Origin of the sequence: Bradyrhizobium sp. LCT2, from assembly GCF_009931255.1 — a bacterium.
Taxonomy (GTDB): domain Bacteria; phylum Pseudomonadota; class Alphaproteobacteria; order Rhizobiales; family Xanthobacteraceae; genus Bradyrhizobium; species Bradyrhizobium diazoefficiens.
Map to the genome: position 1 here is coordinate 2418182 of NZ_CP034432.1, position 24386 is coordinate 2442567.

The following is a 24386-nucleotide window of genomic DNA, read 5'->3' on the forward strand; positions in this document are numbered from 1 at the left end:
GTGCGCTTTTGAAGATGGCGAGGGAAAGGGTAGATTGGCGATGAGCCTTGAAACGCCCGATAAGATCAGGAGCCTTCAGAGAAAGCTTTATTGCAAAGCGAAGGCGGAGCCTGCCTTCCGCTTCTATGTGCTGTACGACAAGATCTGCCGCGAGGACATTCTGAGCCATGCCTACAAGCTGGCCCGCGCCAACGCGGGTGCGCCGGGAGTGGACGGAATAACTTTCGAACAGATCGACGCGTCGGGACTCGAAGCATGGTTGGCTGGCCTGCGCGATGAACTCGTCACGAAGACCTATCGGCCCGATCCGGTGCGGCGGGTGATGATCCCGAAGCCCGGCGGCGGCGAACGTCCGCTCGGTATCCCAACAATCCGGGACCGGGTCGTCCAAGCTGCTGCAAAGATCGTGCTGGAACCGATCTTCGAGGCGGATTTTGAGGACGGAGCTTATGGATATCGCCCGCGCCGCAGCGCGGTCGATGCCGTCAAGGAAGTGCACCGGCTTATGTGCCGGGGCTACACAGATGTTGTTGACGCCGATTTGTCGAAATACTTCGACACGATACCGCACTCGGACCTCCTCAAATCGGTGGCCCGACGCATCGTCGACCGGAATGTGCTGCGGCTGATTAAGTTATGGCTGCGAGTACCGGTCGAGGAGCGGGATAGCAACGGGAAACGGCGCATGAGCGGCGGTAAGAGCAACAAGTGTGGCACGCCACAGGGCGGTGTCATCAGTCCGCTGCTCTCCGTCATCTACATGAACCGGTTCCTGAAGCATTGGCGTCTCAGCGGTCGGCGTGAAGCATTCCATGGCCAGATTATCTCCTATGCCGACGACTTCGTCATTCTCAGCCGCGGCCACGCGGAAGACGCATTGACGTGGACGAAAGCGGTGATGACCAAGCTTGGGCTGACACTCAACGAGACTAAAACCTCGGTGAAGAATGCCCGATTGGAAAGCTTTGACTTCCTTGGGTACACGCTCGGACCCCGCCACTTCCGCAATGGGGGGCGGTGGTATCTTGGCGCGGCTCCGTCGAAGAAAAGCGTGCTGCGGATCAAGAGGAAGGTCAGCGAACTGCTGACGCCGGGCAACAAGGGCGCTTGGCCCGAAGTACAAGCACGACTGAACCGCCTTCTGCGCGGCTGGTCCGCTTACTTCAGCTATGGCTCGCTTGCTACGGCTCATCAGGCCGTTGATCGACACGTCTTTGACCGCGTGCTCGCCTTTCTGCGCAGACGACATAAGACGCCAGGACGTGGCGTCAGACGGTTCTCTGATCAGATCTATGGGAACCCTGGCGTACTTGTGCTGAACCGCGTGCGCAAAGTGTCGCCGACGTGCGCCTTGTGACGAAACCTGTCGGAAAGCCGGATGCGGGAAAACCGCACGTCCGGTTTGATGAGCGGGGAGAGGAAACGGAACGCGCAACAAGCGCATCACCGCGCCTCTCCTCGACTCTACTCAAGCGCGGGAAGACTAATGCTGCCGACGCAGAGGCGATCAGCGAGGCTGCAATACCATGCGCTTCGTCCCGGTTCGTCGAGCACTACAATCGCGTCCGCTGTCATGAGAGCATCGACAACCTACTCCTGTCGATGTCTACCTCGGCAGGGCTGAGGCGATCCTTGCAGGCCCGCAGCAATTGGCTCTTCCATTCGGTCGTCCCCCATCGCGGGTGTCAAGCCGGGCACGCGGGCCGCGATTTTAATCGAACCGAAGCTACCGGTCAGCGACCGCAGCCGGCTGCCGGGTCGATGCCCGTAACGGGGCGTTCCCTCATGGCCGGCCTTCACGCCGCGTCCGTAGCGCGGCCGCGCAAGGGCCGGATCGAACTCGCTGCGGAGCAATTCTTCTAATCAATTCCCGCGCTCGTTCCCGCAGCGCCGTTTCGACCGGATCGAATCAATTTCGAAAAGCTGCGGAGCCGTCTCTCTTTCACGCGGTGGGGAAATGCATCTTTGTGATGTTGCTGGTCATGGCATGGATCTCCGATCCGGCGCTCCAAACGGCGGATGATTCGAGGTTGATCACCTCGGAGACTACGCCGCTTTCAGTTCCAACCAATCGCGAGGGGCCCTGGTCTGAAATCCGCCAGCCTGTCGGGAACGCGACCGGAAGCGCGAGAAAAATAGCGACGTCTGGCTCTGCCCATTATGGCCCAACTCTTGCGAGGGGCGAGCGGGCAAAGGTTGGAGATTGAGAATGGCGAGCGTGTCGAAGCTAAAGGTGCTTGTGGTCCTGATTGCTGCCAAGGGTGCGCTTCTCGCGGCATCGGCAAAAGCTCCGATATGGAGTTCGAGTGCTCAATACGGGAGCTTTTCAATCGATGGCTACAGTTGGAATAACGACGTATGGGGCAGGGGCGCAGGGCCCCAGACTATCTCGGTGAGTGCTGTCAACCAGTGGGGGGTGTGGTCGAACCAGCCTGATGCTGGCGGAATCAAGAGCTATCCCCACGAGGGTTTCAATGTCGGTAAACCGCTCAGTTCGATCAACACTCTGATCTCGACCTTCAATCAGGACGTTCCGACTAGCGGCGCCTGGGACGTCGCCTACGATATCTGGGACAGCTCAAATCAGTATGAGATAATGCTCTGGACGAATTACACTGGCAATCCTGATGGTGGCGGCAACGTCAAGCCTATTTCTTACAAGTACGCTTCTTCCGGGGCCGCGATACCGATCTACACAAATGTCGATGTAGGCGGAGCGACTTGGAACGTATTTCAAGGAGAAAATCACCATAAGGTCATCTCATTTCTGCGCACTTCGAAGACCAACACTGGGACGGTGGATATCAAGAGTGTCCTGCTGTGGATCAAGTCGAAAGGGTACTTTGGGGAGATAAACGTCGGCAACGTCCAATACGGCGTTGAGATCACCTCCTCTCCAGGTGGGATGAACTTTAACTTCAATAATTGGACCCTGACATCGAGGTGAGTACTCGCGGTCGCTGAGGTGAAGCGGCCTCGGATTTTGGACCGGCGGCTTAGTCCTACTGCGTCCCAAACGATGATCTGTCTGGTGGTCGAACTTGATCGCACAACAAGGAGATCTCGACAGCGTTCGGACGAGCCCATGTTCGAGGCGCCGTCGCATCGTCGCGATCGAATTTGGAATGTGACGTTGGGTCCGCAGCGGCAGATCCCCGGGGTCTGTAATCTGCGGGAATGCGATCGAGCGGGATCGGCCGGGCGCGCCGAGCGCCTGAGGGGGGAATCGTCTCCCGCTCGGAGATCAGGAATCCGTAGCCTGCGATGCACATTGTTGCGTGATGATGAAAGCCGCGCCAGCCGCGTCCCTCGAAGTGGCCGAGCCCGACCTCCTGCTTGAGTTCCTGATAGTCGCGTTCGATGCGACAGCGCAATTTAGCCATCTCAACGAGAGTCCGGAATGCCACATCCTCCGGCAATGTCGAGAGCCAGTATTTGGCAGGCTGGTCCTCGCCTTTTGGCCATTCGATCAGCAACCATTCCTCCAATCGCCGGGTGGTTTGCCAATAATCACGATGCGCGGCACGGACCCGCACGCGTGCAAAGCGCGAGGTCAGCTTTTCGCTCGTTCCTTGCCGCCATGTGATGGTGCGCCAAGCTTTGGCCGGCAGGCCGATCGCGAGCGCCTTGACGGCGGCCGGCTGATGCTGACGGTTGCGGCGCATCAGTTTCGGTGGACGGCCGCGGCCCGACCATGGCTTCGGCGGCAAGGCACCGGTGCCGGGCGCCCATACCGTTGTGCTCGACAGAAGACCCGCCACATAGGTCAATCCCAGCGCCGTGATCTCCGTGCGCAGGTCGCTGTTGTTGCCATAGCCCGCGTCCATCAGCACAACACCGCGCGGAAGGCCGCTCGCACAGGCCCACCGCAACTGCTCCAGCGCGATCTCCGGCTTGGTCCGGAAGCCAACTTCGGCAGGAATGCCCACCTTGCGCCGCCGATCGCAGTCCTCAGTGCATTCCTTCGGAAGATAAAGGGGATAGGCGACAGGCAGGCTGGCGTGGTGGTTGGCAATCGATAGTGATACCGCCACCTGACAATTATCCTGCTTGCCGAGCTGCCCGCAATATTGCCGTGCAACTCCAACTGAATGTCGCCCCTGCTTGGGAATCCGGTATCGGCGATGATCCAGGCTTCGATGGGGCCCTGGCGTTCAATCGCCGGCAGGACCATCTCACGTACCTTGCCCAGCACCTTCTCATCCGACCAGGCGCCGCTGCCGACGAAATGCAGCAGCGATTGATGCTGGGCGGCCGTCCGTTCCGGAGCTGTCACCGCCGCCATCGGCTCCACGCTCTTGCGACCGCCACAGGCCATCAGGCCGACGCAAAGTCGCGCAGCGGCGCCTTCCGATCAGCATGACCGATGACACTGGCAAGCCCTTCCAAATACGTCGCAAATCGCTTCTCGCACCGCTCATGTCGGCCTCTCGACTGATGGTCCATGCTTCATCCATCGCTGATTCTGGCCGGCAGTTTTGTGACTCAGTCAGACTAGCAAACATGTGGTGCTGACCGCACTGGACGAACATCGATTCGCACGATGCTCACGCTGCGTAGGTAGCCCGTCGGCGGATGGGTGGGCTTGTTGCGGGGGCCGACAGTCCAGAAGTGGACTCTTAGCCTAATCGCGATTGATCTTCGTTCGCAATCCCCCGGCACGTCAGATCCAGGCCCAGCTTCAAAAACGTACGGTACGATCGTGGTATGACTTTGCCGGGCAATCTCGGCCGATGGCCACTCCGAACCTCATGTTTTCATCGCAATAACTCGGACAATTCCTTGATCTCGCTCAACCACAGTTTGGCGTCTGGAGTTACGGCAAAATTGCCGAAGCCGATAATGCATTCTGGTAATGATAAGGGGTTAGAAACATGTCGCGGAAGACGAGCAATTCTAACGCTCGAAAGCTGCGCGGCTGCTCCTACCTTGCCGTGCGCCCGTTTTTCAAAAGCTCAAAGAAATGGCGAGGGAAATGCGCAATTTGGGATTTTCGCATCATCACCGTACTTTCGGCACTGTTCTTGAAACGAGCCATTCCGCACCTCGTCGAGTTGGGTAAGAACGATCAATGCCCGCTGCGCGGCCTTTCGTGAGCGAAGGTAGCGGGAGATGTCCCGATCGCTATTGAACTACGCCGGGCCGACGTTGCCGGAATGAATGTTGCGTGGCCCTCGTCTGGGCAACGGGCTTGATCGTCATGCGATCGTGGTGAGCTTAAAGGGCCGCGCGCAGAACCGACAATTTCTTATGCGCCGTCAATCATCGGAAGGCCTTGTTGGCTCGATCATGACGGCTACGACCCACCGCAAGGCCATACCGGCATCCCGCCAGCGTTTGACGTTGCGCGTGACGCGGCGAATGCTGCCCTGAAATGGACCCCGGTTTTGGGACGAGAGGCTAAGTTGGAAAAGGGCCGCTCCGTTTTCATGGACGGAGGGCATGATGACGAAGAAGACACGACGGGAGATCGACGCGGCGTTGAAGGCAAAGATCGCGCTGGAAAGCGGCGCGGGCGCGAGAGCGAGGAAACGCGCGAACGCGAGATCGAGAAGCTGCACGCCAAAGACTAGCGCGGAGGTCCGGAAGATGAGCACGCCGGACCGTCGAGGAATGCTCGATCGCGCCAACCAGGCGCTGTCGACCCGCCGGCAATGCATGTTGCTCGGCATCGCCCGTTCTTGCGTCTATCGGCCGCTACAGCCGGCCAACGACAACGACCTTGCCCTGATGCAGCGGATCGACGAGCTGTTCACCGCCTTGCCATTCTTGGACTCGCGGCGAATTACCGCGATGCTGAAGGCTGAGGGGCTCCGGGGCAATCGCAAGCGCGTGCAACGGTTGATGCGCAGGCTGGGCATCGCGGCGCTGGGACCGAAGCCGAACACGACAAAGCCGGCCCCGGGGCCACAAGATCTATCCCTATCTGCTGCGCAACATGGCAATCGACCAGCCGAGCCAGGTGTGGGTGGCCGACATCACGTATCTGCCCATCGGCCGCGGCTTTCTCTATCTCGTCGCCATCATCGACTGAGCGAGCCGTGCGGTTCTGGCGTGGCGGCTGTCGAATACGATGGACGCTCCTTCTGAGTGGCGGCTCTGGACGAGGCGCTGGCGACGCACGGCACGCCGGAGAGTTTCAACACCGAGAAGGGTAGAGGCGTTCTCCGATCGGATCCGCCAGCGCGCTCCCGCTCGCGGTGACAAATGGCATCTGGACCAGGTCGCTATCTCGATCGCGGGCGAACAAACATTGGCTCTGGCGCGCTGTCGGCCAGAAGGGCTTCGCTCTCGACGACTTGATCCAGCGTCGAGAAGAGACTCGCGCGCTGCGCAGCGGCTTTTAAGTCCGCCGGCACGCCGCCGCGCGTGATGATCACGGACAAGCTGCGTTCGTACGGCGCCGCGAGGGTTGAACCTCGCTAGCGCAAAGCTCTCAACAATCGGGCCGAGAATTCTCATCAGCCGACGCGGCGACGCGAGCGGATCATGAAGCGTTTCAAATCGTCCCACTGGGCTCAACGGTTTCAGTCAGTTCACGATCAGGTGCGAACCTTTTCCACATCCGCTATCTCGGAGCTATCACCGCCGACTTCCGTCGTGCTTCGCGCGAACGAGCCTTTGCGACTTGGCGCGAAATCTCCACGACAAGCGCTATCGCCGAATCTCGAACCTTCGAGAATCGCCTCCTTCGTCTCGGCGGTCGATTAAGTTGACGATGCCCTCCATGCGTCGCCCACGCGTTCTTCCTCGGCCTTGATTCATCATCGGCCGAAAGACCGAGACTGCAGCCCGCAAAGCTGACCGGCCGCTACGGCAGGACGTTCTGGTGTGTTCGAGGTCAGACATACGGCGTGCCTCAACAATCGCTAGCCCTGTCGCGTAAGCGACATAGCTATCGGAAGCCGTCGGGAATGCGCATCGCTTCGCTGGCATGGATTCTGCTCACCACCAGGGGCGTAGAAGCGAGGCTACGACATCGAGCGTCGTTGCGGTTGGCGCGCACATGTGTTGTTCGTGAGGTGATATGCGACCTGGAGTTCTTGTACGGGGCGCGGCAGCAGTTACGCTTGCCGCCTGCGGTGGCGCTAAATCGGCGGATCTCGATCCAGCGGTGAAGGTTTCATCCGACACTGTGGAGCTGGACCGAGAATTACATTGCGTGCACGGCGGTGGCGGCAATGGCCGGACATCTTCAGTGACCCCTACGGCCCATCTATCTATGGCGCCATCGTCCATACCCCTGCATCCCTGGCTGGGGCCAGAGCGGTGATCACAGCTTTAGACCGTGCCGCCCAGTCGCCCACTCAGATATCTGGAAGATTGGAACCTGATTCTGGCGCAAGACTTGCGTGCAACGTTTAGGACGCTTTGTGCGCACGGGCCAGTGCTGGGCTTTGGAGGAGACACTGAACGCAGCTGCGCCATTTCGTGAGGTCATCCCCAGCCTCCGTTATCCCCACAGAACGAGGACGAGTGAACGAACATGTACAAGCTTGGCGCTTTCATGCTTGCGCTGCTGGGTCAGCAGGGATTGGCAGCCGCGCAGGCTCCGGCCGACAACATTGCAAAGCCGCTGCTGGTGCCGTCCGATTACGAGCGAGCGCTCACGATCGGCGCTCAATATAACCAGCTCACTGTCAATATGCCCGACGTTCCGTTCTGGCTCGCAGAGGGCGAAGCGTTCGTCTACCGACGGACGACTCAAGGCAAGCACCAGTTCATGCGGGTCGATGCCGCCACTGGCGGAAAGCAGCCGGCTTTTGATCATACCCGCCTCGCGGCGGCGCTGGCCAGGGCAAGCCTCGAGAACTATAAAGCCGACAATCTGCCGTTCGACCGTTTCGAGCTGGCCGACGATGCTCGCATGATCACCTTCAACATCGACAACACCCGGTGGACATGCGATCTCGTAAGCTATGGCTGCACAGCCAATGCCATGCACCCGGACGTCCATCAACAGATGGGCTATGATCCCACCCCGCCCGCGGAGAACGATCCGGAGAACACAAGCATATCCCCTGACGGCAAATGGTTGGCCTATACTACAAAATACAATATCTTCCTGCGCAGCGAGGACGGCTTGCAGGACATCCCTTTGACCTGGGACGGATCGGAAGGCAACTACTATGCTTTCTCGACGCTAAGATGGTCTCCAGATTCGCGTCACCTCGCGGCTTACCGCATCCGTCCAGGCCACAAACGTCAGATCCACTACATCGAATCGTCCCCGACGGACGAGCTTCAACCTAGATATTCGACGATGACGTATCCGAAGCCGGGTGATGCCTTGCCACTGCTCCAGCCGGTGCTGTTTGACATCATCATGCAGAGCAAGATTGAAATCGACAATGCTTCCTTTCCAAATCCCTACCACCTTTCGCCGATCAAGTGGTGGAAAGATGGTCGCGGGTTCACCTTCGAGTATAATCAGCGCGGGCACCAACTCTATCGCCTTGTCGAGGTGGAAGCTGCTACAGGTAAGGTGCGCGCTCTGATTGATGAGCGCAGCATTACCTTCATCGATTACCAGCCTCTAGTGATGAACCAGCGGAATACTGGAAAGTTCTTCCGCTACGACGTTGAGGACGGAAAGGAGATCATCTGGGCGTCCGAGCGCGATGGATACGAGCATCTGTACCTCTTCGATGGCCGAACCGGTGAGCTCAAAAACCAGATCACTAGCAGGGTGTTGAAAAACTCAGCCGCGTTCGCAAACGAAGGCGGAATCGTCGCCGTTGTGGATGTAGAAGTGGCCGACGAGCCTGCCCTTGGTGCCAATCATAGCCCATCCGCGACCGCAGGATGGATCATTCTCATCGTGCCCTTCCCATGAGAACTCCGCGCAGGGCGAACCGTCGCGGGTGCCGTAGCGCACGTCCAAGAAGCCCTTAAGAGCCCCAAAGGCGATTTCGCCATCGGACTTGCCCTGGAAGGTGAGATGCGCCTCTTCGACAAGATCGAGGAAGTCGCTGTCCCAGACGTCCATCTCGACGATGCGCCAACGTCCGACAAAGGCCTTGGCGAAGCCGGGCACCTTGCCCATCAGCCGGTCTCCGCGATCAACTTGGGCAGCCGCACCAGATTGTAGGCGCTGGCAGCGAAGGTGAAGGCCCATGCGACGCGATCACGGCCACGGAAGCTGGTCTTCTCTTGACCGGCGACCGTCTTGATCCAGCCGAACGCCTCCTCGATGCGCTTGCGGATGCGCTGGCTGACGGCATAGCCGCTGTGCCGGGTCGTTCTCCCGTCGATCGAAGAGCTGCGGCCGCTGGTGTTCTGCGCAACATGCGGCGTTACGTGCATCGAGCGCAGCTCGTTGACGAAGTCCTCTGCGTCGTAGGCTTTGTCGGCGCCAAGCGTGATTGCTGTCGGCCGGTCGGCACGAGGCTCAATCATGTGCAGCGCGGCCACTCGCTCGGCATGCCCGTCGGCCCGCGTCAGGCAGGCGTCGACCAGCAGGCCGTGGCGGTTCTCCATCAGCCCATGCCCGATGAAGCACAGCTTCGTCTCCTTGCCTTTACCTTTGCGGTAGAGCCTGGCATCGGGATCAGTCGTCGAAGCATGGGTGTCGTTCGAGCGTTTCTGGCCGTGGAAGTGCGCGTCAGCATTGCGCCCGCCGCCTTGCGCCGGCGGCTCGCCCGTGCCGTCCTTGGGTTTGACGCTCTTCATTGAGGCCCAGGCATCGATCAGCGTCCCATCGACCGAGAAGTGATCGCTCGACAGAAGCCTCTTCACCTTGGGCCGCTCCAGCACCGCCGCGAGGAACTTGGCCGCGATATCGCCCTGCAGCAGCCGGTCGCGGTTCTTCGAGAACACCGAATGGTCCCAGGCTGCGTCGTCGACGCCGATTCCGACGAACCACCGGAACAGCAGATCGTATTCCAGCCGCTCCATCAGAAGCCGCTCCGAGCGGATCGAATAAAACGCCTGCAACAGCATCGCCCGCAGCAGCTTCTCCGGCGGGATCGACGGCCGCCCAATCGGCGAATAGAGCGCGGCAAACTCGCGCTCCAGCGCCGCCAGCGCCTCGTTTACGATCGTCCGGATCGCTCGCAGTGGATGATCCCGCCGCACGCGAGCCTCCAGGTCAACGTAGCTGAACAGCTCGCCCGTTCGATTGTCGCCGCCGCGCACGCACCATCTCCCGAATCCCCTCGGAGCTAGTGAATCACGGTCGCCGGCCGGCGGCGAGCATCCTTTTTCAACAGCCTGCTAGAGGAGATTGGGTGGTTCGCGCGGTCTACTACGTCGATCCGGTCAAGCGCCAGATTTGGTTTGGTGCGAGCGGGAAGGAAAAAGGGGAAGATCCCTATTTTGTCCATGCTTACCGTGTCGACTTCGATGGGAGCGGACTGACCGCGCTCACTCCTGAACCGGCCAACCATCACATTGAGTTTTCACCTAACGGCCGCTACTATCTCGACCTGTGGTCAGGCATCGATGTCCCGCCGCGCTTGGTGTTGTATCGCGCCAGTGATAATGCCGAGCTGATGCAGGTTGAGAGCGCCGATATCTCCGAACTCATCGCCTCCGGCTGGCAGCCGCCCCTCAGCTTCCATGCCAAGGGCCGGGACGGCGAGACCGATATATGGGGGGGTATTCACAAGCCCCTCAACTTCGATCGAAACAAGAGATACCCGGTGGTGGAAAACATCTATGCCGGCCCAACGGGTTCTTTCGTTCCCAAGTCGTTCTCGGCCTTGGTTGAGCCGCTCACCCAAATGGGGTTTATCGTCGTTCAGATCGATGGAATGGGTACGAACAATCGCTCGCGCGCGTTCCACGACATTGCCTGGAAGAATTTAAAGGACGCCGGCTTTCCCGATCGGATCCTATGGCATAAGGCGGCGAGCGCGAAATATTCGTGGTACGATATCTCGAACGTCGGCATTTTTGGCGGGTCCGCCGGCGGGCAGAACGCGGTGAGCGCGCTGCTCTTCCATTCTGATTTTTACAAGGTGGCGGTGGCTAACAGCGGCTGTTACGACAACCGGATGGACAAGATATGGTGGAATGAACAGTGGATGGGTTGGCCGGTTGGCATCGAATATTCGCTGTCCTCCGCCATCGACAACGCCCACAGACTACAGGGTAAGTTGATGCTCATTGTCGGCGAAATGGACCGCAATGTCGATCCGTCCTCTACCTTCCAGATGGCTGATCGGCTCATCAAGGCAGGAAAATACTTCGACATGCTTGTGGTACCCAGCGCAGATCACGGAGCGCCCGGCAATTATAGCGAGCTCAAGCTTCTGGACTTCTTCGTTCGCAATATTCTTGGGCAAATACCACCTAACTGGAACGCCCTATCGATTAAGCTGCTGAAACCCAATTAAGGGCCATGATTGCGCGAAGAGCTATCATCATTTAGGTCCAACGCCGTGGCGACTCGAACGAGCGCCCACCGATTTCGCTTGTCTCTCAGCATTAGAATGCAAAAGCACAGTGATCTATGACTCTTTGGGAGTTTTGGGACAGGCGCTGCCGATGTCGGCGCGGGCGCTTTTCTAGTGTGGGCATCCATTTAATGCGGAAGCGGACGGCATTTCGGTATCGTTGCCAGGTGTTGATTTCGCGGCACATTCGCTTGGGATATACCATCTTGAGATCCAGGTACTGGGCCCACCGGACGCCGATCTGATTCTCGACCATGTTGAGCAAGCATTCGTGTTTGGAGGGGCAGTGGAAACTCGAGGCGTCGCAAGATCCGCCTAGCTTCGGCAGGTGGAATGCCTGTTACAGGGCGCCTGCGGACGCGCAAAGAGATGCAGGCGCTGATCGATGCCGACCCTCCTCCGGCGACCGCGGCGCGCGCATGGTCGCGGGCTTTAATCGCGGCTACAAGGCTTCGAACAGACCTACCGGACCTGTACGCCGGCGGCTTGCGTCGTGATCCGCGGCTACATCGAGGAAGGCTTGAGTATAACGCGACCTGACGGCCCGCTATGCCAACTGACCGCGCGATCCTCGACGGCACTCTGCCGGCGGATGGCCTGAGCTGGCCCCGCAAATTCGGACAGTAGCTTGAGTGGATTTTCTGCCTGACAGCGGCGAGGATTCTTGCTGCGAATCAGGAGCGAAGATGACGAAAAAGAGCCGCCGGACGCATTCTCCGGCATTCAACTTGGCGTCGCCACACCGTAAGCAGCCCCCGCGAACCGCCATTGCGCCGCGCAACCTCGGAGATGTTCGCACTCTCCCCAAAGCTCTCCGCCACGATCCGGGCCTTCTCCTCGCCCGTCCACCGACGCCGTCGGCGCTCCCCAGTGATCACCTCGACGCGACGATAGGAGTCATCTTCCTGCCTGGCATCAAGCATGGCATTTGCCATCGTTCCACCTCCACCGATCAGCTCATGCCAGGCTGTATCGCGCGCAAGCCGAGGGGTGGCTAGGTGGGGGCCTCATGCCGGTTACTGCCAATCGCGTTCCTCAACGCACTCAGCTTGGCTTCCTCGCGGCGCAGCAGCCCGCATGATCCACCGAACCGCCGGATACGGACCGTGTGTCCGGTGGTGTGGGAGGGGCGGAGTCGCGAGACTCCCCGTATCCCGATTTCGTGATTTGGGAGCTGCGTGGCTTCACGGGCGAGTGCCTCGTCAGCTTCTCGAAAGCTTGCCCGGGTAGGCTTCTCAGTTGATCTGTAGACGAGAGGCTAGCGTGGACCCGCACAATTTTGACCCCTCCAATGTAGCGGCCTCCTCAGAGGTGCAGCACGCACTGATGGATGATCAGCAGGCAGACCGGGCGGAGCAAGAAGCCTTTGAGCAGCAAATGGCAGCGGCGCGCCTGGCCGATTGGGCGATGCCCGATTGGGGGTCGCGCGGTAGCCTGCGCCCCAATGTGTCTAGCGACGGCCAGCAGTCCCGCGATGAGCTGATGGATGCACTTGCCAGGAGCAACCTCCTGTCAAGCGAGGAGGTCGTAATCAACGATGAGCATGGCACAGCTGAGTTGAGACCGGTAAAGAAGCCGAGGATCCGAAACAATCCGCAAGGCGTTCCGCTTGAGCGGCAGCTAGGCGAGATCGCGAATTCAAGTGGAGGTGGTGGAGCAATGCCGTCAGCCTTGGCGCTGCAGTCGGCTCACTCAACGGGAATTGTGATAACGGAAAAGCGGGACAAGCGGCCTCTTTATTCGGAGGATGGTCCCGTTATCTTGAGCCTTGAGGCGGCCCTCATCAAGGGCGGCATGACCGCCACCCCGGCGAGGCAGTATGCAAGTTCTCTTCTTAACTTCAGCCGTTGGCTCTTCGCAAACAACAGAGCGAGCATTGTCGCTCGGCTCGACAGTGAGGCGCTGAGCGATGACGGTGACGTACGCGAGTTCACCGCAGAGGGTAAAAATAATAAACTCCTTAAGGCGTTAAATCATCTCCGGAAATTTCGGTCGACGGGCGCAACCACGCCCGTCATCCACCCGGGGCGCGAGACGCCGCCTCTTTATGCCGAGGATGTTCCCGTTATCTCGAGTCTTGAGGAGTCTCTCATCGAGGCTGGGATGGCCGCCACCACGGTGAAGCCGTATGTAGGCTCTCTTCGTAGCTTTAGCCGTTGGCTCTTCGCAAAAGACAAGCCGAGCATTGTTGCTCGGCTCAAGAGTGAGTCGCTGAGCGATGACGGTGACGTGATCGAGTTCACCGGAACAGGTAGTCGCGTAAACTTCTTTCGCGCATTAAACCATCTCCGGACCTTCTGGTCGACGGGCGCGCCGATAGGACGCGACACGCCGCCTCTTTATGCCGAGGATGTTCCCGTTATCTCGAGTCTTGAGGAGGCCCTCATCGAGGCTGGGATGGCCGCCACCACGGTGAAGCCGTATGTAGGCTCTCTTCGTAGCTTTAGCCGTTGGCTCTTCGCAAAAGACAAGCCGAGCATTGTTGCTCGGCTCAAGAGTGAGTCGCTGAGCGATGCCGGTGACGTGTTCGAGTTCACCGGAACAGCTAGTCGCGTAAACTTCTTTCTCGCATTAAACCATCTCCGGACCTTCTGGTCGACGGGCGCGCCGATAGGACGCGGCACGCCGCCTCTTTATGCCGAGGATGTTCCCGTTATCTCGAGTCTTGAGGAGGCCCTCATCGAGGCTGGGATGGCCGCCACCACGGTGGAGCAGTATGTAGGCCCTCTTCGTAGCTTTAGCCGTTGGCTCTTCGCAAAAGACAAGCCGAGCATTGCTGCTCGGCTCAAGAGTGAGTCGCTGAGCGATGCCGGTGACGTGTTCGAGTTCACCGGAACAGCTAGTCGCGTAAACTTCTTTCGCGCATTAAACCATCTCCGGACCTTCTGGTCGACGGGCGCGCCGATAGGACGCGGCAACACTAAGTCCAATCCTCCCCCCAGAAGGTCGCCCGCGTCAATTCCGAGAAGGCGGTACGGATGGAGCCGAAAGGCGTCGGCAACGCCGCTGCGCAGCACAGCGCGTGGCAGGAAGCTGGCAGGCGGCCCGAGCAGATTCCAAGACCACGGGATGATCAACCCGCCCCGTCGGTTTTCGTCCAAGAGCACGTCGCGTTCGATCCAGAGCAGATGTCTCCGGGGAAGCTTCGGCGAGTGCTCGAACATCTGGATGATCAATCTATGCCTTCTCCAGCCGATCGAGAGGGGCTTCTCCGACTGGAACAGGAGCTTCGCCAGGACATCCAGGCAGGGCAGAATAATCAGCCCGCTCCATCATTTGCCGTCGGTCCAGATTTCGATTCAGGGCAGCTCGCTTTTGAACCGGAGGAGCTTCGGCAACTACTGGATGATGAACCGGCGCCGTCGGGAGTGGCATCTAACTCAGGCCCGACAGATCAGTGGGCTCACGAGCGGGGGCCACTGCCTGATCTATCAATGTATCTCCCCTGGACTTCCAGCACAGCCCCAAATGGGCGTCGGAAGAGCACGTCGCGTTCGACCCAGAGCAGATGTCTCCAGCGGAGCTTCGGCGAGTGCTCGAACATCTGGATAATCAATCTATGCCTTCTCCAGCCGATCGAGAGGGGCTTCTCCGACTGGAACAGGAGCTTCGCCAGGACATCCAGGCAGGGCAGAATAATCAGCCCGCTCCATCATTTGCCGTCGGTGCAGATTTCGATACAGAACAGCTCGCTTTTGAACCGGAGGAGCTTCGGCAACTACTCGATGATGAACCGGCGCCGTCGGGAGTGGCATCTAACTCAGGCCCGGCAGATCAGTGGGCTCACGAGCGGGGTCCACTGCCTAATCTATCAATGTATCTCCCCCTGGACTTCCAGCACAGCCCCAAATGGGCGTCGGAAGAGCACGTCGCGTTCGACCCAAAGCAGATGTCTCCAGCCGAGCTTCGGCGAGTGCTCGAACATCTGGATGATCAATCTATGCCTTCTCCAGCCGATCCAGAGGGGCTTCTCCGACTGGAACAGGAGCTTCGCCAGGACATCCAGGCAGGGCAGAATAATCAGCCCGCTCCATCATTTGCCGTCGGTCCAGATTTCGATACAGAACAGCTCGCTTTTGAACCGGAGGAGCTTCGGCAACTACTCGATGATGAACCGGCGCCGTCGGGAGTGGCATCTAACTCAGGCCCGGCAGATCAGTGGGCTCACGAGCGGGGTCCACTGCCCAATCTATCAATGTATCTCCCCCTGGACTTCCAGCACAGCCCCAAATGGGCGTCGGAAGAGCACGTCGCGTTCGACCCAAAGCAGATGTCTCCAGCCGAGCTTCGGCGAGTGCTCGAACATCCGGATGATCAATCTATGCCTTCTCCAGCCGATCCAGAGGGGCTTCTCCGACTGGAACAGGAGCTTCGCCAGGACATCCAGGCAGGGCGGAATAATCAGCCCGCTCCATCATTTGCCGTCGGTCCAGATTCGATTACAGAACAGCTCACTTTTGAAGCGGGGGGCCCTGCTCCGAGCAAGGGGTCATGATGGTGGCTGTCCCCCCGATATGTCAAACGCCATCCGGAACTGCTCAAATTTGCAAACGATGACGTAATTGCGGTCGACGTTCGGGAGGGAGGTACTCTCGCTATTGTCGAGCTCTCGCAATCAAACGATTCGGAGCATCTATGATGAAGCAATACGTTGGGCTGGACGTCTCGCAGAGGGGAACTGCGATATGCGTAGTCGGCGAGATGGGACAAGTAGTTGTCCGTTCTTTAATCGCGGGCACAGTGTCAACCCCGACAAACAAAAGTGATCCACTGCCGGGTTCATGGTTCTTTCCGCGGTCGTCTCGATGCAGGAGCGCCGCATGATGGCGTTCAAGAGGTGTGGCATCTCGATGTGAAGAGCGCGGTGCATGGAAGCCCGCAGGGACGACTTCGAGATTGCCCACACCTTCGTCCCGGCAGGGACGCTTGTTCCGCCGGAGGCGGATCTGAGTTGGTTTAAGACTTGTTCATGCGGTGCGCATCTCTGCCTGGAATTCGGTGCCATCGGTCCAGATGGCATGGAGGATCACAGCCATTTTGCGAGCGACGGCAACCTTGGCCCTCTTTGCGCCGATGCGTTTGGCCAGCTTGCTGCCCCAGCGCTTGAGCGCAGAACCTCGCCTGACAACGGTCAGCAGGACGTTCGCGGCCTCGAACAAATAAGTCCGCATCTGGTGGTTGCCACGCTTGGAGATGCGGCCAGTGCGATCCATCTCACCGGATTGATAACGTCTTGGTGCGCGTTTCGCGGGATCGTGAGCACGGATTTCAGCGCATCGTGAGCAACGATTTCAGAGGATCGTGAGCAGCGATTTCAGGCGATCGTGAGCACCTTTTGGCGGTGCCGGACGCTTCGGCCGACAACTCAACCGGGCTACGGGTTTCTCATTCAACCAATGAGGAAGCCTGATGCCTACCCAGAGATTGTCGATGCGCCGGATCCGAGAAGTTCTACGTTTGAGGCATCAGGGCCTGACCGAGCGCGTCATCGCGCGGACGTTGGGAGTGAGCAATGGTGTCGTGCATGGCTACGTGCGTCGCGCCCGCCTTGCCGGGCTGAGCTGGCCGCTGCCGGAGGGCATGGATGACGAGGGCCTGGAGCTGCTGCTGTTCCCGGCGCCAAAGGCTGCCTCGCAAAGCGACCGACGACCGTCCCCCGACTGGGTTTATGTGGAGAAGGAGCTACGCCGGCGCAGCGTGACACGCCTGCTGTTGTGGGAAGAGTATCGCGCCGCCAATCCGGACGGCTTTGGCTATACCTGGTTTTGCACGACTTTCGAGGCATGGAAGCAGCGGGCGCAGCCGAGCATGCGTCAGACCCACATCGGTGGGGAGAAGGTGTTCGTCGATTTCGCTGGCGACACCATCGACATCTTCGATCCCATCACCGGCGAAGTGCGCGCCATGAAGCTGTTCGTCGCGGCGATCGGGGCCTCGAACTACACCTACGCCGAGGCCTGCCCAAGCGAGAGCCTGTCCGACTGGATCGGCGTGCATGCCAACCTGTTCGGGTATCTCGGCGGCGTGCCGAAGTTCGTGGTCTGCGATAATCTCAAGGCCGCCGTGACCAACCCCGATCGCTACGATCCCGGGATCAACCGAACCTATGCCGAGATGGCCGGTCATTACGGCACCGCGATCCTGGCGGCGAGGCCGAGGCGGCCAAAGGACAAGGCGATTGCTTCATATTGCACCTCATCCTGACAGTTGCGCGGTGGTAGATGTTGTTTGTGGTTTGCGGGAGCGGCGGCCGCCGCGGCCTTTAAGGATAGTCGTATTTGATGGGATCTCCCACAGTCCACGGTTAAGGCTGTCAGCGTAGCACTGTTTGATGAGCCCCTGACGGCCCCACTCCTGCACGGTGGTCTTGGCAATGCCAAACCTCGCTGCGACCTCGCGCGTCGTGAGCATACCACAGTGGCGCAGTCGATCGTATCGACTCGCCAGTTTGTAGGCACCTCGAATGAAGGCGATCTTCTTCAGATTGAACGGCTTTGCCTCCCATGTGCGCCATCCGTTCTGATTGAGAATCTCAGCGATCTCACGATCGCAGTAATGTGTGTTTCGGCGTGGAATAAGGACCCCGTATTCGGGGTGATCGGCATCCAATCGGGACCCCGGGTCAAGGGTCCACAGTGGCTTCCATTGGGTCATGGAAGCCGAGGTTGGGATGCTGGTGGTGGAGACGATTGCCAAGATCCGTCGCGCCTATTTTGTTGATGGTCGCCCGATCAAGGCGATCTGCAGAGAACTCGGCGTGTCGCGGAAGGTGGTCCGCAAGGTTATCCGTTCTCAAGCAACTGAGTTCCGGTACGAACGCGAGACGCAGCCGCTCCCGAAGATGGGGCCGTGGAGTTCTGAGCTTGACCGGCTGCTGGCGGCAAATGAGAGCAAGGCGGCGCGGGAACGGCTGACGCTGATCCGGTTGTTCGAAGAGCTTCGCGGCCAGGGCTATGTCGGCGGCTATGACGCGGTTCGTCGCTACGCGCGACGCTGGAGCCGGGAGCGCGGCGCCTCGACAGCATCAGCCTATGTGCCGCTGAGCTTTGCGCCAGGCGAGGCCTATCAGTTTGACTGGAGCCACGAGGTGGTGCTGTTGAGCGGCACCACGGTGATGGTGAAGGTCGCCCACGTCCGGCTCTGCCACAGCCGCATGCTGTTCGTGCGGGCCTATCCGCGGGAGACGCAGGAGATGGTGTTCGACGCCCACGACCGGGCGTTCGCGCTGTTCAAGGGCACCTGCAGTCGCGGCATCTACGACAACATGAAGACCGCGGTCGAGACAATACGGTGGGAGTTGCCGTTGAGACGGGCGCAATTGCTTGTGATCGGCGCGTTGCAATCGGGCAACATGTTTTGGAGAAATTGACGAGCGGCCGTTTGCGCCATTGCGCGACCCACATTGATCCCAAGAATGAGCCTCTTCGCATGCTTGGCTTTTCTACACGGCTCCGGCGGAGCCTATGGAGGCGACGGCATCATGAACCCGCGGCGATTTGCGATAGTGGCGCCAACGTTTTGCGGGACGGTCGTTCTCGCGGGGGGGATCGTTGGCTGGCTGGCTGGCTTCGGTTCGGCCGGCACCGAGAACGCCCGCGCAGTGCCAATCGAGGACCGCGCAGCATCTCTCGCCGCCACCGCTCGGCTCGCGGATGAACCGCAGGCAATCGCAATGGCCAACGCCGTTGTCGCAAACACCGTTGTCGCGAACGCCACTGTCGCTAGCACCGAAGTGGCGACGGCCGCCGAACCCGCGGCAGGGACGACCACCGACACGACGGCGGTATCGGATAAGCCGGAATCGATCGTCGCGTTGCCCGATCCGTCGCAGATGCTGTCGGCCGATTTACCGCCTGTGCAGGAATCGGTGGGCTTGGGCCACCGTGATGTCGCCCAACCGGCGCCGACAAGGTGTGGTGCATCCGGCGGTTCCTCCAACTCGGGGCCGCAGGATTTTCGGTATCTCATTTGTTATGTCTGGTCCGAACTGCCGCCTGCCGAGAAGCCGGCTGCGATCGTCTTGCGTTCGTTCAAGGACATCCCGGTCGGAACGCCGGTGGAAGAGATCAAACGCGCGTCCGACGCTTTCGGTCTGGATTTCACTTTCATGAAGGCGGTGGCTAAGGTCGAGTCCGGTTTCGACCCCAAGCAACGCACCGGGTCGTATATCGGACTGTTCCAGCTGAGCAAATACGAGTTCGGCAAATTCGGCTCCGGAGACATTCTCAATCCCCGCGATAATGCCGTTGCGGCAGCCTACAAGGTCATCATCGAAGGCATTCTGTTTCAGTGGGTGACGCACAGGGAGCCGGACTTGAACGATCTCTACCTGATCCATCAGCAGGGCTGGGAGGGCGCCGCGGAGCACCTCAGCCAACCCAAGCGCATAGCCTGGAAATCGATGTGCGCCACCAGCGAAGGCAGGGAGAAGGGCGAAAAATGGTGCAGGCGCGCGATCTGGCGCAATACGCTTCCGGCCGTCAAAGAGGCGTGGAAATCGGTGGAGAAGCTAACGTCGGAGGCGTTCGTCGGAATGTGGCGCGAGCGGGTTGCTCATTTCTATTCGAAATACATGACCACCGCCACCGCCGATGCCGAGCGGGCGCACCAGTAAATTTCCGTTGAGTGTTTGGCAGGAGTTGCCGCACCCGCGGGCCGAGCGGGGCCTCACCGCCGCTGGTCGCGCGGATGCACTTTACGTCGTCAACGACGCGCTCGGGTCGTTCCTGCTGCGCGCTAGCGAGGTGATCGATCAGGTGCCGATGTCTGCTTGCGCTTCGCACGCGGCGATATGAGGGACCACATCGTTTCCCACAAAAACGACCACGGAGCTTCGTATGGGCGCTACGGAGCATTGCAGTGGTGGAGCTGGCTAAAATCAGCTTTTGCGAGATTTTCGGCGTCGTTCAGCTTTCGACTTTTGCAACACTATCGGCCCTTCGGCGACATGCAGATCTCGCCTTGTGTCCGCTTTGCGCCCAAGAGCGGCCCTCCCTTCTGGCCCATCGCTGACGTGCGACCCAAATGTTTTCAGATCCGCTAAACGCATCAAAAGGGACGTCGGCCATCGACCGACTTCTTTCATAACATCTCACTTGCGAATCCGCTCGTGGACGCGAAGCGGACATCTGGCGAGATAGTCGACAACGGCTAAGGACCAGAAGGCGAAGCCTGATTGATCTTGGGCAGGCGCATCAGGGAAGCCGTATTGACGCATTGATCCTCCGCCGTGGACTTGCGCAGTGTAGTTGTCGTGGGCGACAATGACGTAATCCGACGGGTACCAGGCTATGGTCCCTGCAACCCACTACGCCAAGAGCGGCGACGTTCACATCGCCTACCAAGTCGTTGGTGATGGGCCCATCGACTTGGTGCTGGTTCATGGCTGGATTTCTCATCTTGAGTACCAATGGGAAGATCCCGCATTAGCCAGGTTCCTCAACCGTTTGGCCTCTTTCAGTCGCCTCATCGTCTTTGACAAGCGCGGCACGGGCCTGTCGGACCGCGTCGCGGAGAGCGCGCTGCCCACCCTCGAAATGCGGATGGATGATATCCGCGCGGTCATGGACGCAGCAGGTTCAAATCGCGCCGTCATCTTCGGCATCTCTGAGGGGGGGCCGCTTTCGACGCTGTTTGCCGCGACCTATCCCGGGCGCACCGCCGCACTGATCATGTACGGCGCTTACGCCAAGTGGATTCGCACCGACGACTATCCGTGGGGCCCCACACGTGAGCAGCACGAAGCCGCCTTCAATGCTTACGAAAAGCATTGGGGAACACCGATCGGCCTCAAGACGCTGGCCCCCAGTGCTGCCAATGACGAACGGGTGCGTCAATGGTGGGCCCAGTTCATGCGCATAGCCGCCAGCCCAGGCGCCGGCATCACGCTCTATCGGATGAATGTCGAGGTCGACATTCGCGCGATCCTTCCGACGATCAGGGTGCCTACCTTGATCCTCCACAGGAGAGGCGATCGATTGCAGCCTTGCGAGGGCGCTCGCTACATGGCCGGGCAGATCCCGGGTGCAAAGTTCGTCGAGCTGCCCGGCGACGATCACATGCTCTGGATCGGCGATGCCGATTCGCTGCTTGCAGAGATCCAAGAATTTCTGACGGGCGAAACTCCGATGTTGGAGGCGGACCGCGTTCTCGCAACGGTCCTCTTCATTGATGTTGTCCAGTCGACCCAGCGCGCCACGGAGATCGGAGACTCACGTTGGCGCGACCTGGTCGACAACTATCATCAGCTCGTTAGCAAGGAAGTCGCGCGTCTCGGCGGTCGCGTCGTGAACACTGCCGGCGATGGTGTGTTCGCAACCTTCGACGGCCCGGCGCGCGCGATCAAATGCGCGCGCGCGGTCAGGGACGTGGTTGGCAGTTTGGGGTTGGCGATCCGCTGCGGTATTCATACTGGCGAGTGCGTAATTGAAGGCGACGACGTGGCTGGCATCGCTGTGCACATCGGTGCGCGCGTGGCAGCCCGCGCTGATCCTGGCGAGATACTTCTTTCCAGCACCGTGAAGGACCTGATCGCTGGCTCAAGAGTAGAATGCTCGGACCGGGGTTCTCATACTCTCAAGGGCGTCCCCGGCCGCTGGCGGCTTTTCGCAGTTCAAGAATGTGCACGTTAGGCCTTGTCGGTTGCGGAAAGCACCTGCTTCGGGTCAACAAGCGACTTGGCCGGATGGCGGGTCCTCGCGCAAAGCGGACATTCGGTCGGACCGGCAGTTCGCAAAAGAGTGGGTCCTATCATCCGCTTGCTGACAAATTTTCGGCAAAGCGACCACGAAACATGAGCAATTTGCGGACTGACGCACCGCGGCAAGGTGCCGCTATCCGATCAGAAGCGCTGCGAAAAAGTTGATCCGCGCGAGTCTGGTTTCGGCCGATCGTTCGGATAAGCTTGCAACAATTGCGGAAAGATCAAAAAGCTTCTTGGGAGGAAATGATGCTCGACACCACGCTTAACGCGCGCATCCAGGCCTTTCTCGACAAATTCGAAGCGGCGCTTGTGGCGGGCGACCTGGACGCCGCCGTAGCGATGTTCGCACCCGAGTGCTACTGGCGCGACCTCGTTGCCTTCACCTGGAACATCAAGACCATGGAAGGTCGCGATCAGATCCGCGAGATGCTCAACTCCTGCTTGGCACAAGCAAAGCCACGCAATTGGAAAATAGCCGACGCGGAAAGCGCTACTGAAGCCGACGGCGTAATCGAATGCTGGATCACGTTCGAGACCGAGGTCGCGCGCGGCTACGGTCTAGTCCGTCTCCAGAACGGCCAGATCTGGACGCTTTTGACGACGATGGTCGAACTGAAAGGTCACGAGGAAAAGGCGGGCTTCACCCGGCCGCTTGGTGCCCGCCATGGCGTCAATCCCGGCGCCAAAACATGGAAGGAATTGCGGGACGAGGAAACCGAGCAGCTCGGCCTTAAGACGCAGCCGTACGTGCTCATCATCGGCGGCGGTCAGGGTGGCATCGCACTCGGCGCGCGGTTGCGCCAGCTCGGCGTGCCCACCATCATCGTCGAGAAGAACGCCCGTCCCGGCGACTCCTGGCGCAACCGCTACAAGTCGCTCTGCCTGCATGATCCGGTCTGGTACGATCATTTGCCGTACATCGACTTTCCGAAGAACTGGCCGGTGTTTTCGCCCAAGGACAAGATCGGCGACTGGCTGGAGATGTACACCAAGGTCATGGAGCTGAACTACTGGACCGGCACCACGGCCAAACACGCTGACTGGGACGACGCCAAAAAGGAATGGACGGTTGTCGTCGAGCGCGATGGCAAGGAGATTACGCTCAAGCCGAAGCAGCTGGTTTTCGCGACCGGCATGTCCGCCAAGCCGAACATGCCGCAATTCAAGGGTATGGACACCTTCAAGGGTGAACAGCACCATTCCTCGCGCCACCCAGGTCCCGATCGCTACAAGGGCAAGAAGGTCGTCGTGATCGGCTCGAACAATTCGGCACATGACATCTGCGCCGCGCTGTACGAGGCCGGCGTCGACGTGACCATGGTGCAGCGCTCGACCACCCATATCGTGCGCTCGGATTCGCTGATGGCATCCATCGCGGACCTCTATTCAGAGCGCGCGGTCCGCGGTGGAATGACGACAGCCAAGGCCGATCTGATCTTCGCTTCGCTGCCCTACAAGATCCTGCATCAGTTGCAGAAGCCGGTTTATGACAAGATCCGCCAGGATGACGCCGATTTCTATGCAGGGTTGACGAGAGCCGGTTTTCGGCTCGACTTCGGCGACGACGATTCCGGTCTGTTCATGAAGTACTTGCGTCGCGGCTCGGGCTACTACATCGACGTTGGCGCCTCGCAGCTCATCATCGACGGAAAGGTCAAGTTGGTCGCAGGCCAGGTCGAGGAAATCACGCCCAATGGTGTCAGACTCTACGACGGGAAGGAGCTGCCCGCCGATGTGATCGTCTACGCCACCGGCTACAGTTCGATGAACGGCTTTGTCGCCGACCTGATCAGCCGGGACATGGCCGACAAGGTCGGCAAGGTCTGGGGACTAGGCTCGAATACCACCAAGGATCCCGGCCCATGGGAAGGCGAACAGCGCAACATGTGGAAGCCGACGCAGCAGGAAGGGTTATGGTTCCACGGCGGTAACCTGCACCAGTCGCGTCACTACTCGCAATTCCTGTCCCTACAGTTGAAAGCTCGCTATGAGGGCGTTCCGACCCCGGTCTATGGCCTGCAGCCCGTTCATCACAAGGCATAAAGCTTCGTAGCACATGGTTGGGTTCGCGGTTTGGCGTGGCCCATTGCCGCATGGGCCTGACAAGCTCGTGCGGACCCCGCATCGAAGATCCACTGGTCCGCTGCGCCAGCTTTAGCGCCTGTGTCGCGTCGACCGGTTGAGCCGGCAATGCAAGGCGGAGATCAAGATAGATTTCGGCCCGGTGTCTAGTTTGAGGTCGGTCTATGGCCGACTTCTTCCATAACAACTGATGTGCGCATTGT

The 24386-nt window shown here is 59.6% G+C and carries 13 protein-coding genes and 9 pseudogenes; 15 read left to right on the forward strand and 7 right to left on the reverse strand.

Annotated elements, in window-relative coordinates; translation table 11 throughout:
• Nucleotides 1-40: 40 nt before the first annotated feature.
• Nucleotides 41-1357 carry a group II intron reverse transcriptase/maturase gene (ltrA, locus tag EI171_RS11960; RefSeq protein ID WP_202633193.1) on the forward strand — a complete coding sequence of 439 codons (1317 nt, stop codon included), beginning with the start codon at nucleotides 41-43 and terminating at the stop codon, nucleotides 1355-1357.
• An 852-nt stretch (nucleotides 1358-2209) separates the two neighbouring features.
• Nucleotides 2210-2947: a glycosyl hydrolase gene (locus EI171_RS11965; protein WP_161533429.1), complete on the forward strand. Its 738-nt coding sequence runs from the start codon at nucleotides 2210-2212 to the stop codon at nucleotides 2945-2947.
• Between the two features lie 55 nt (nucleotides 2948-3002).
• On the opposite strand, the pseudogene EI171_RS11970 reads toward EI171_RS11965, so the two are convergent.
• A pseudogene (locus EI171_RS11970) lies at nucleotides 3003-4446 on the reverse strand (IS701 family transposase).
• 428 nt (nucleotides 4447-4874) lie between these two features.
• Between EI171_RS11970 and EI171_RS11975 the strand changes: the two are divergent.
• Entirely contained in the window at nucleotides 4875-5096 is a 222-nt protein-coding gene (locus tag EI171_RS11975; protein WP_161533430.1) for a hypothetical protein, read from the forward strand.
• Nucleotides 5097-5217: 121 nt separating this feature from the next.
• Here the strand turns inward: EI171_RS11975 and EI171_RS11980 are convergent.
• A pseudogene (locus tag EI171_RS11980) lies at nucleotides 5218-5369 on the reverse strand (IS256 family transposase); the annotation flags it as partial.
• 220 nt (nucleotides 5370-5589) lie between these two features.
• Here EI171_RS11980 and EI171_RS11985 point away from each other — a divergent pair.
• The 3 genes and pseudogenes from EI171_RS11985 to EI171_RS11995 all read left to right on the forward strand — a co-directional run.
• Nucleotides 5590-6090, forward strand: coding sequence for an IS3 family transposase (locus EI171_RS11985; RefSeq protein WP_161533431.1), 501 nt, complete (start codon nucleotides 5590-5592; stop codon nucleotides 6088-6090).
• Between the two features lie 73 nt (nucleotides 6091-6163).
• A pseudogene (locus EI171_RS11990) lies at nucleotides 6164-6711 on the forward strand (transposase); the annotation flags it as partial.
• Between the two features lie 775 nt (nucleotides 6712-7486).
• Nucleotides 7487-8683 (forward strand): annotated as a pseudogene (locus EI171_RS11995) (DPP IV N-terminal domain-containing protein); the annotation flags it as partial.
• Nucleotides 8684-8701: 18 nt separating this feature from the next.
• On the opposite strand, the gene EI171_RS12000 reads toward EI171_RS11995, so the two are convergent.
• The gene (locus EI171_RS12000; RefSeq protein ID WP_161533216.1) at nucleotides 8702-9046 is read right to left on the reverse strand and encodes a hypothetical protein; all 345 of its coding nucleotides are present in this window, start codon (nucleotides 9044-9046) and stop codon (nucleotides 8702-8704) included.
• The gene (locus tag EI171_RS12005) at nucleotides 9046-10137 is read right to left on the reverse strand and encodes an IS5 family transposase (protein WP_161533217.1); all 1092 of its coding nucleotides are present in this window, start codon (nucleotides 10135-10137) and stop codon (nucleotides 9046-9048) included. Before EI171_RS12005 ends, EI171_RS12000 begins: the two co-directional genes overlap by 1 nt.
• A 62-nt stretch (nucleotides 10138-10199) precedes the next feature.
• On the opposite strand from EI171_RS12005, the pseudogene EI171_RS12010 reads away from it, so the two are divergent.
• Both EI171_RS12010 and EI171_RS45615 read left to right on the forward strand, forming a co-directional pair.
• Nucleotides 10200-11339: pseudogene (locus EI171_RS12010) on the forward strand (prolyl oligopeptidase family serine peptidase); the annotation flags it as partial.
• Nucleotides 11340-11759: 420 nt separating this feature from the next.
• Nucleotides 11760-11959, forward strand: a pseudogene (locus tag EI171_RS45615) (TIGR02301 family protein); the annotation flags it as partial.
• A 114-nt stretch (nucleotides 11960-12073) separates the two neighbouring features.
• On the opposite strand, the gene EI171_RS12020 reads toward EI171_RS45615, so the two are convergent.
• Nucleotides 12074-12334, reverse strand: a complete 261-nt coding sequence (locus tag EI171_RS12020) for a transposase (RefSeq protein ID WP_161533432.1) — start codon at nucleotides 12332-12334, stop codon at nucleotides 12074-12076.
• A 547-nt stretch (nucleotides 12335-12881) separates the two neighbouring features.
• On the opposite strand from EI171_RS12020, the gene EI171_RS44695 reads away from it, so the two are divergent.
• Nucleotides 12882-14951, forward strand: coding sequence for a hypothetical protein (locus tag EI171_RS44695; RefSeq protein ID WP_202633135.1), 2070 nt, complete (start codon nucleotides 12882-12884; stop codon nucleotides 14949-14951).
• On the forward strand, nucleotides 14932-15894 hold the full coding sequence (locus EI171_RS12030; RefSeq protein WP_161533433.1) for a hypothetical protein: 963 nt from the start codon (nucleotides 14932-14934) through the stop codon (nucleotides 15892-15894). Before EI171_RS44695 ends, EI171_RS12030 begins: the two co-directional genes overlap by 20 nt.
• A gap of 472 nt (nucleotides 15895-16366) precedes the next feature.
• Here the strand turns inward: EI171_RS12030 and EI171_RS12035 are convergent.
• Nucleotides 16367-16636 (reverse strand): annotated as a pseudogene (locus EI171_RS12035) (transposase); the annotation flags it as partial.
• 172 nt (nucleotides 16637-16808) lie between these two features.
• On the opposite strand from EI171_RS12035, the pseudogene istA (EI171_RS12040) reads away from it, so the two are divergent.
• Nucleotides 16809-17576, forward strand: a pseudogene (gene istA, locus EI171_RS12040) (IS21 family transposase); the annotation flags it as partial.
• 18 nt (nucleotides 17577-17594) lie between these two features.
• Here istA (EI171_RS12040) and EI171_RS12045 read toward each other — a convergent pair.
• Entirely contained in the window at nucleotides 17595-18008 is a 414-nt protein-coding gene (locus EI171_RS12045; RefSeq protein ID WP_161533435.1) for a hypothetical protein, read from the reverse strand.
• Nucleotides 18009-18069: 61 nt separating this feature from the next.
• Here EI171_RS12045 and istA (EI171_RS12050) point away from each other — a divergent pair.
• From istA (EI171_RS12050) to EI171_RS12065, 4 genes and pseudogenes are all read left to right on the forward strand, one after another.
• Nucleotides 18070-18687 (forward strand): annotated as a pseudogene (istA, locus tag EI171_RS12050) (IS21 family transposase); the annotation flags it as partial.
• A 126-nt stretch (nucleotides 18688-18813) separates the two neighbouring features.
• A complete protein-coding gene (locus EI171_RS12055) occupies nucleotides 18814-20013 on the forward strand; it encodes a transglycosylase SLT domain-containing protein (RefSeq protein WP_028176056.1) in 1200 nt (399 codons plus the stop codon).
• A gap of 676 nt (nucleotides 20014-20689) precedes the next feature.
• The gene (locus EI171_RS12060; protein ID WP_028176057.1) at nucleotides 20690-22030 is read left to right on the forward strand and encodes an adenylate/guanylate cyclase domain-containing protein; all 1341 of its coding nucleotides are present in this window, start codon (nucleotides 20690-20692) and stop codon (nucleotides 22028-22030) included.
• Nucleotides 22031-22347: 317 nt separating this feature from the next.
• On the forward strand, nucleotides 22348-24144 hold the full coding sequence (locus EI171_RS12065) for an NAD(P)/FAD-dependent oxidoreductase (protein ID WP_028176058.1): 1797 nt from the start codon (nucleotides 22348-22350) through the stop codon (nucleotides 24142-24144).
• Nucleotides 24145-24386 lie beyond the last annotated feature (242 nt).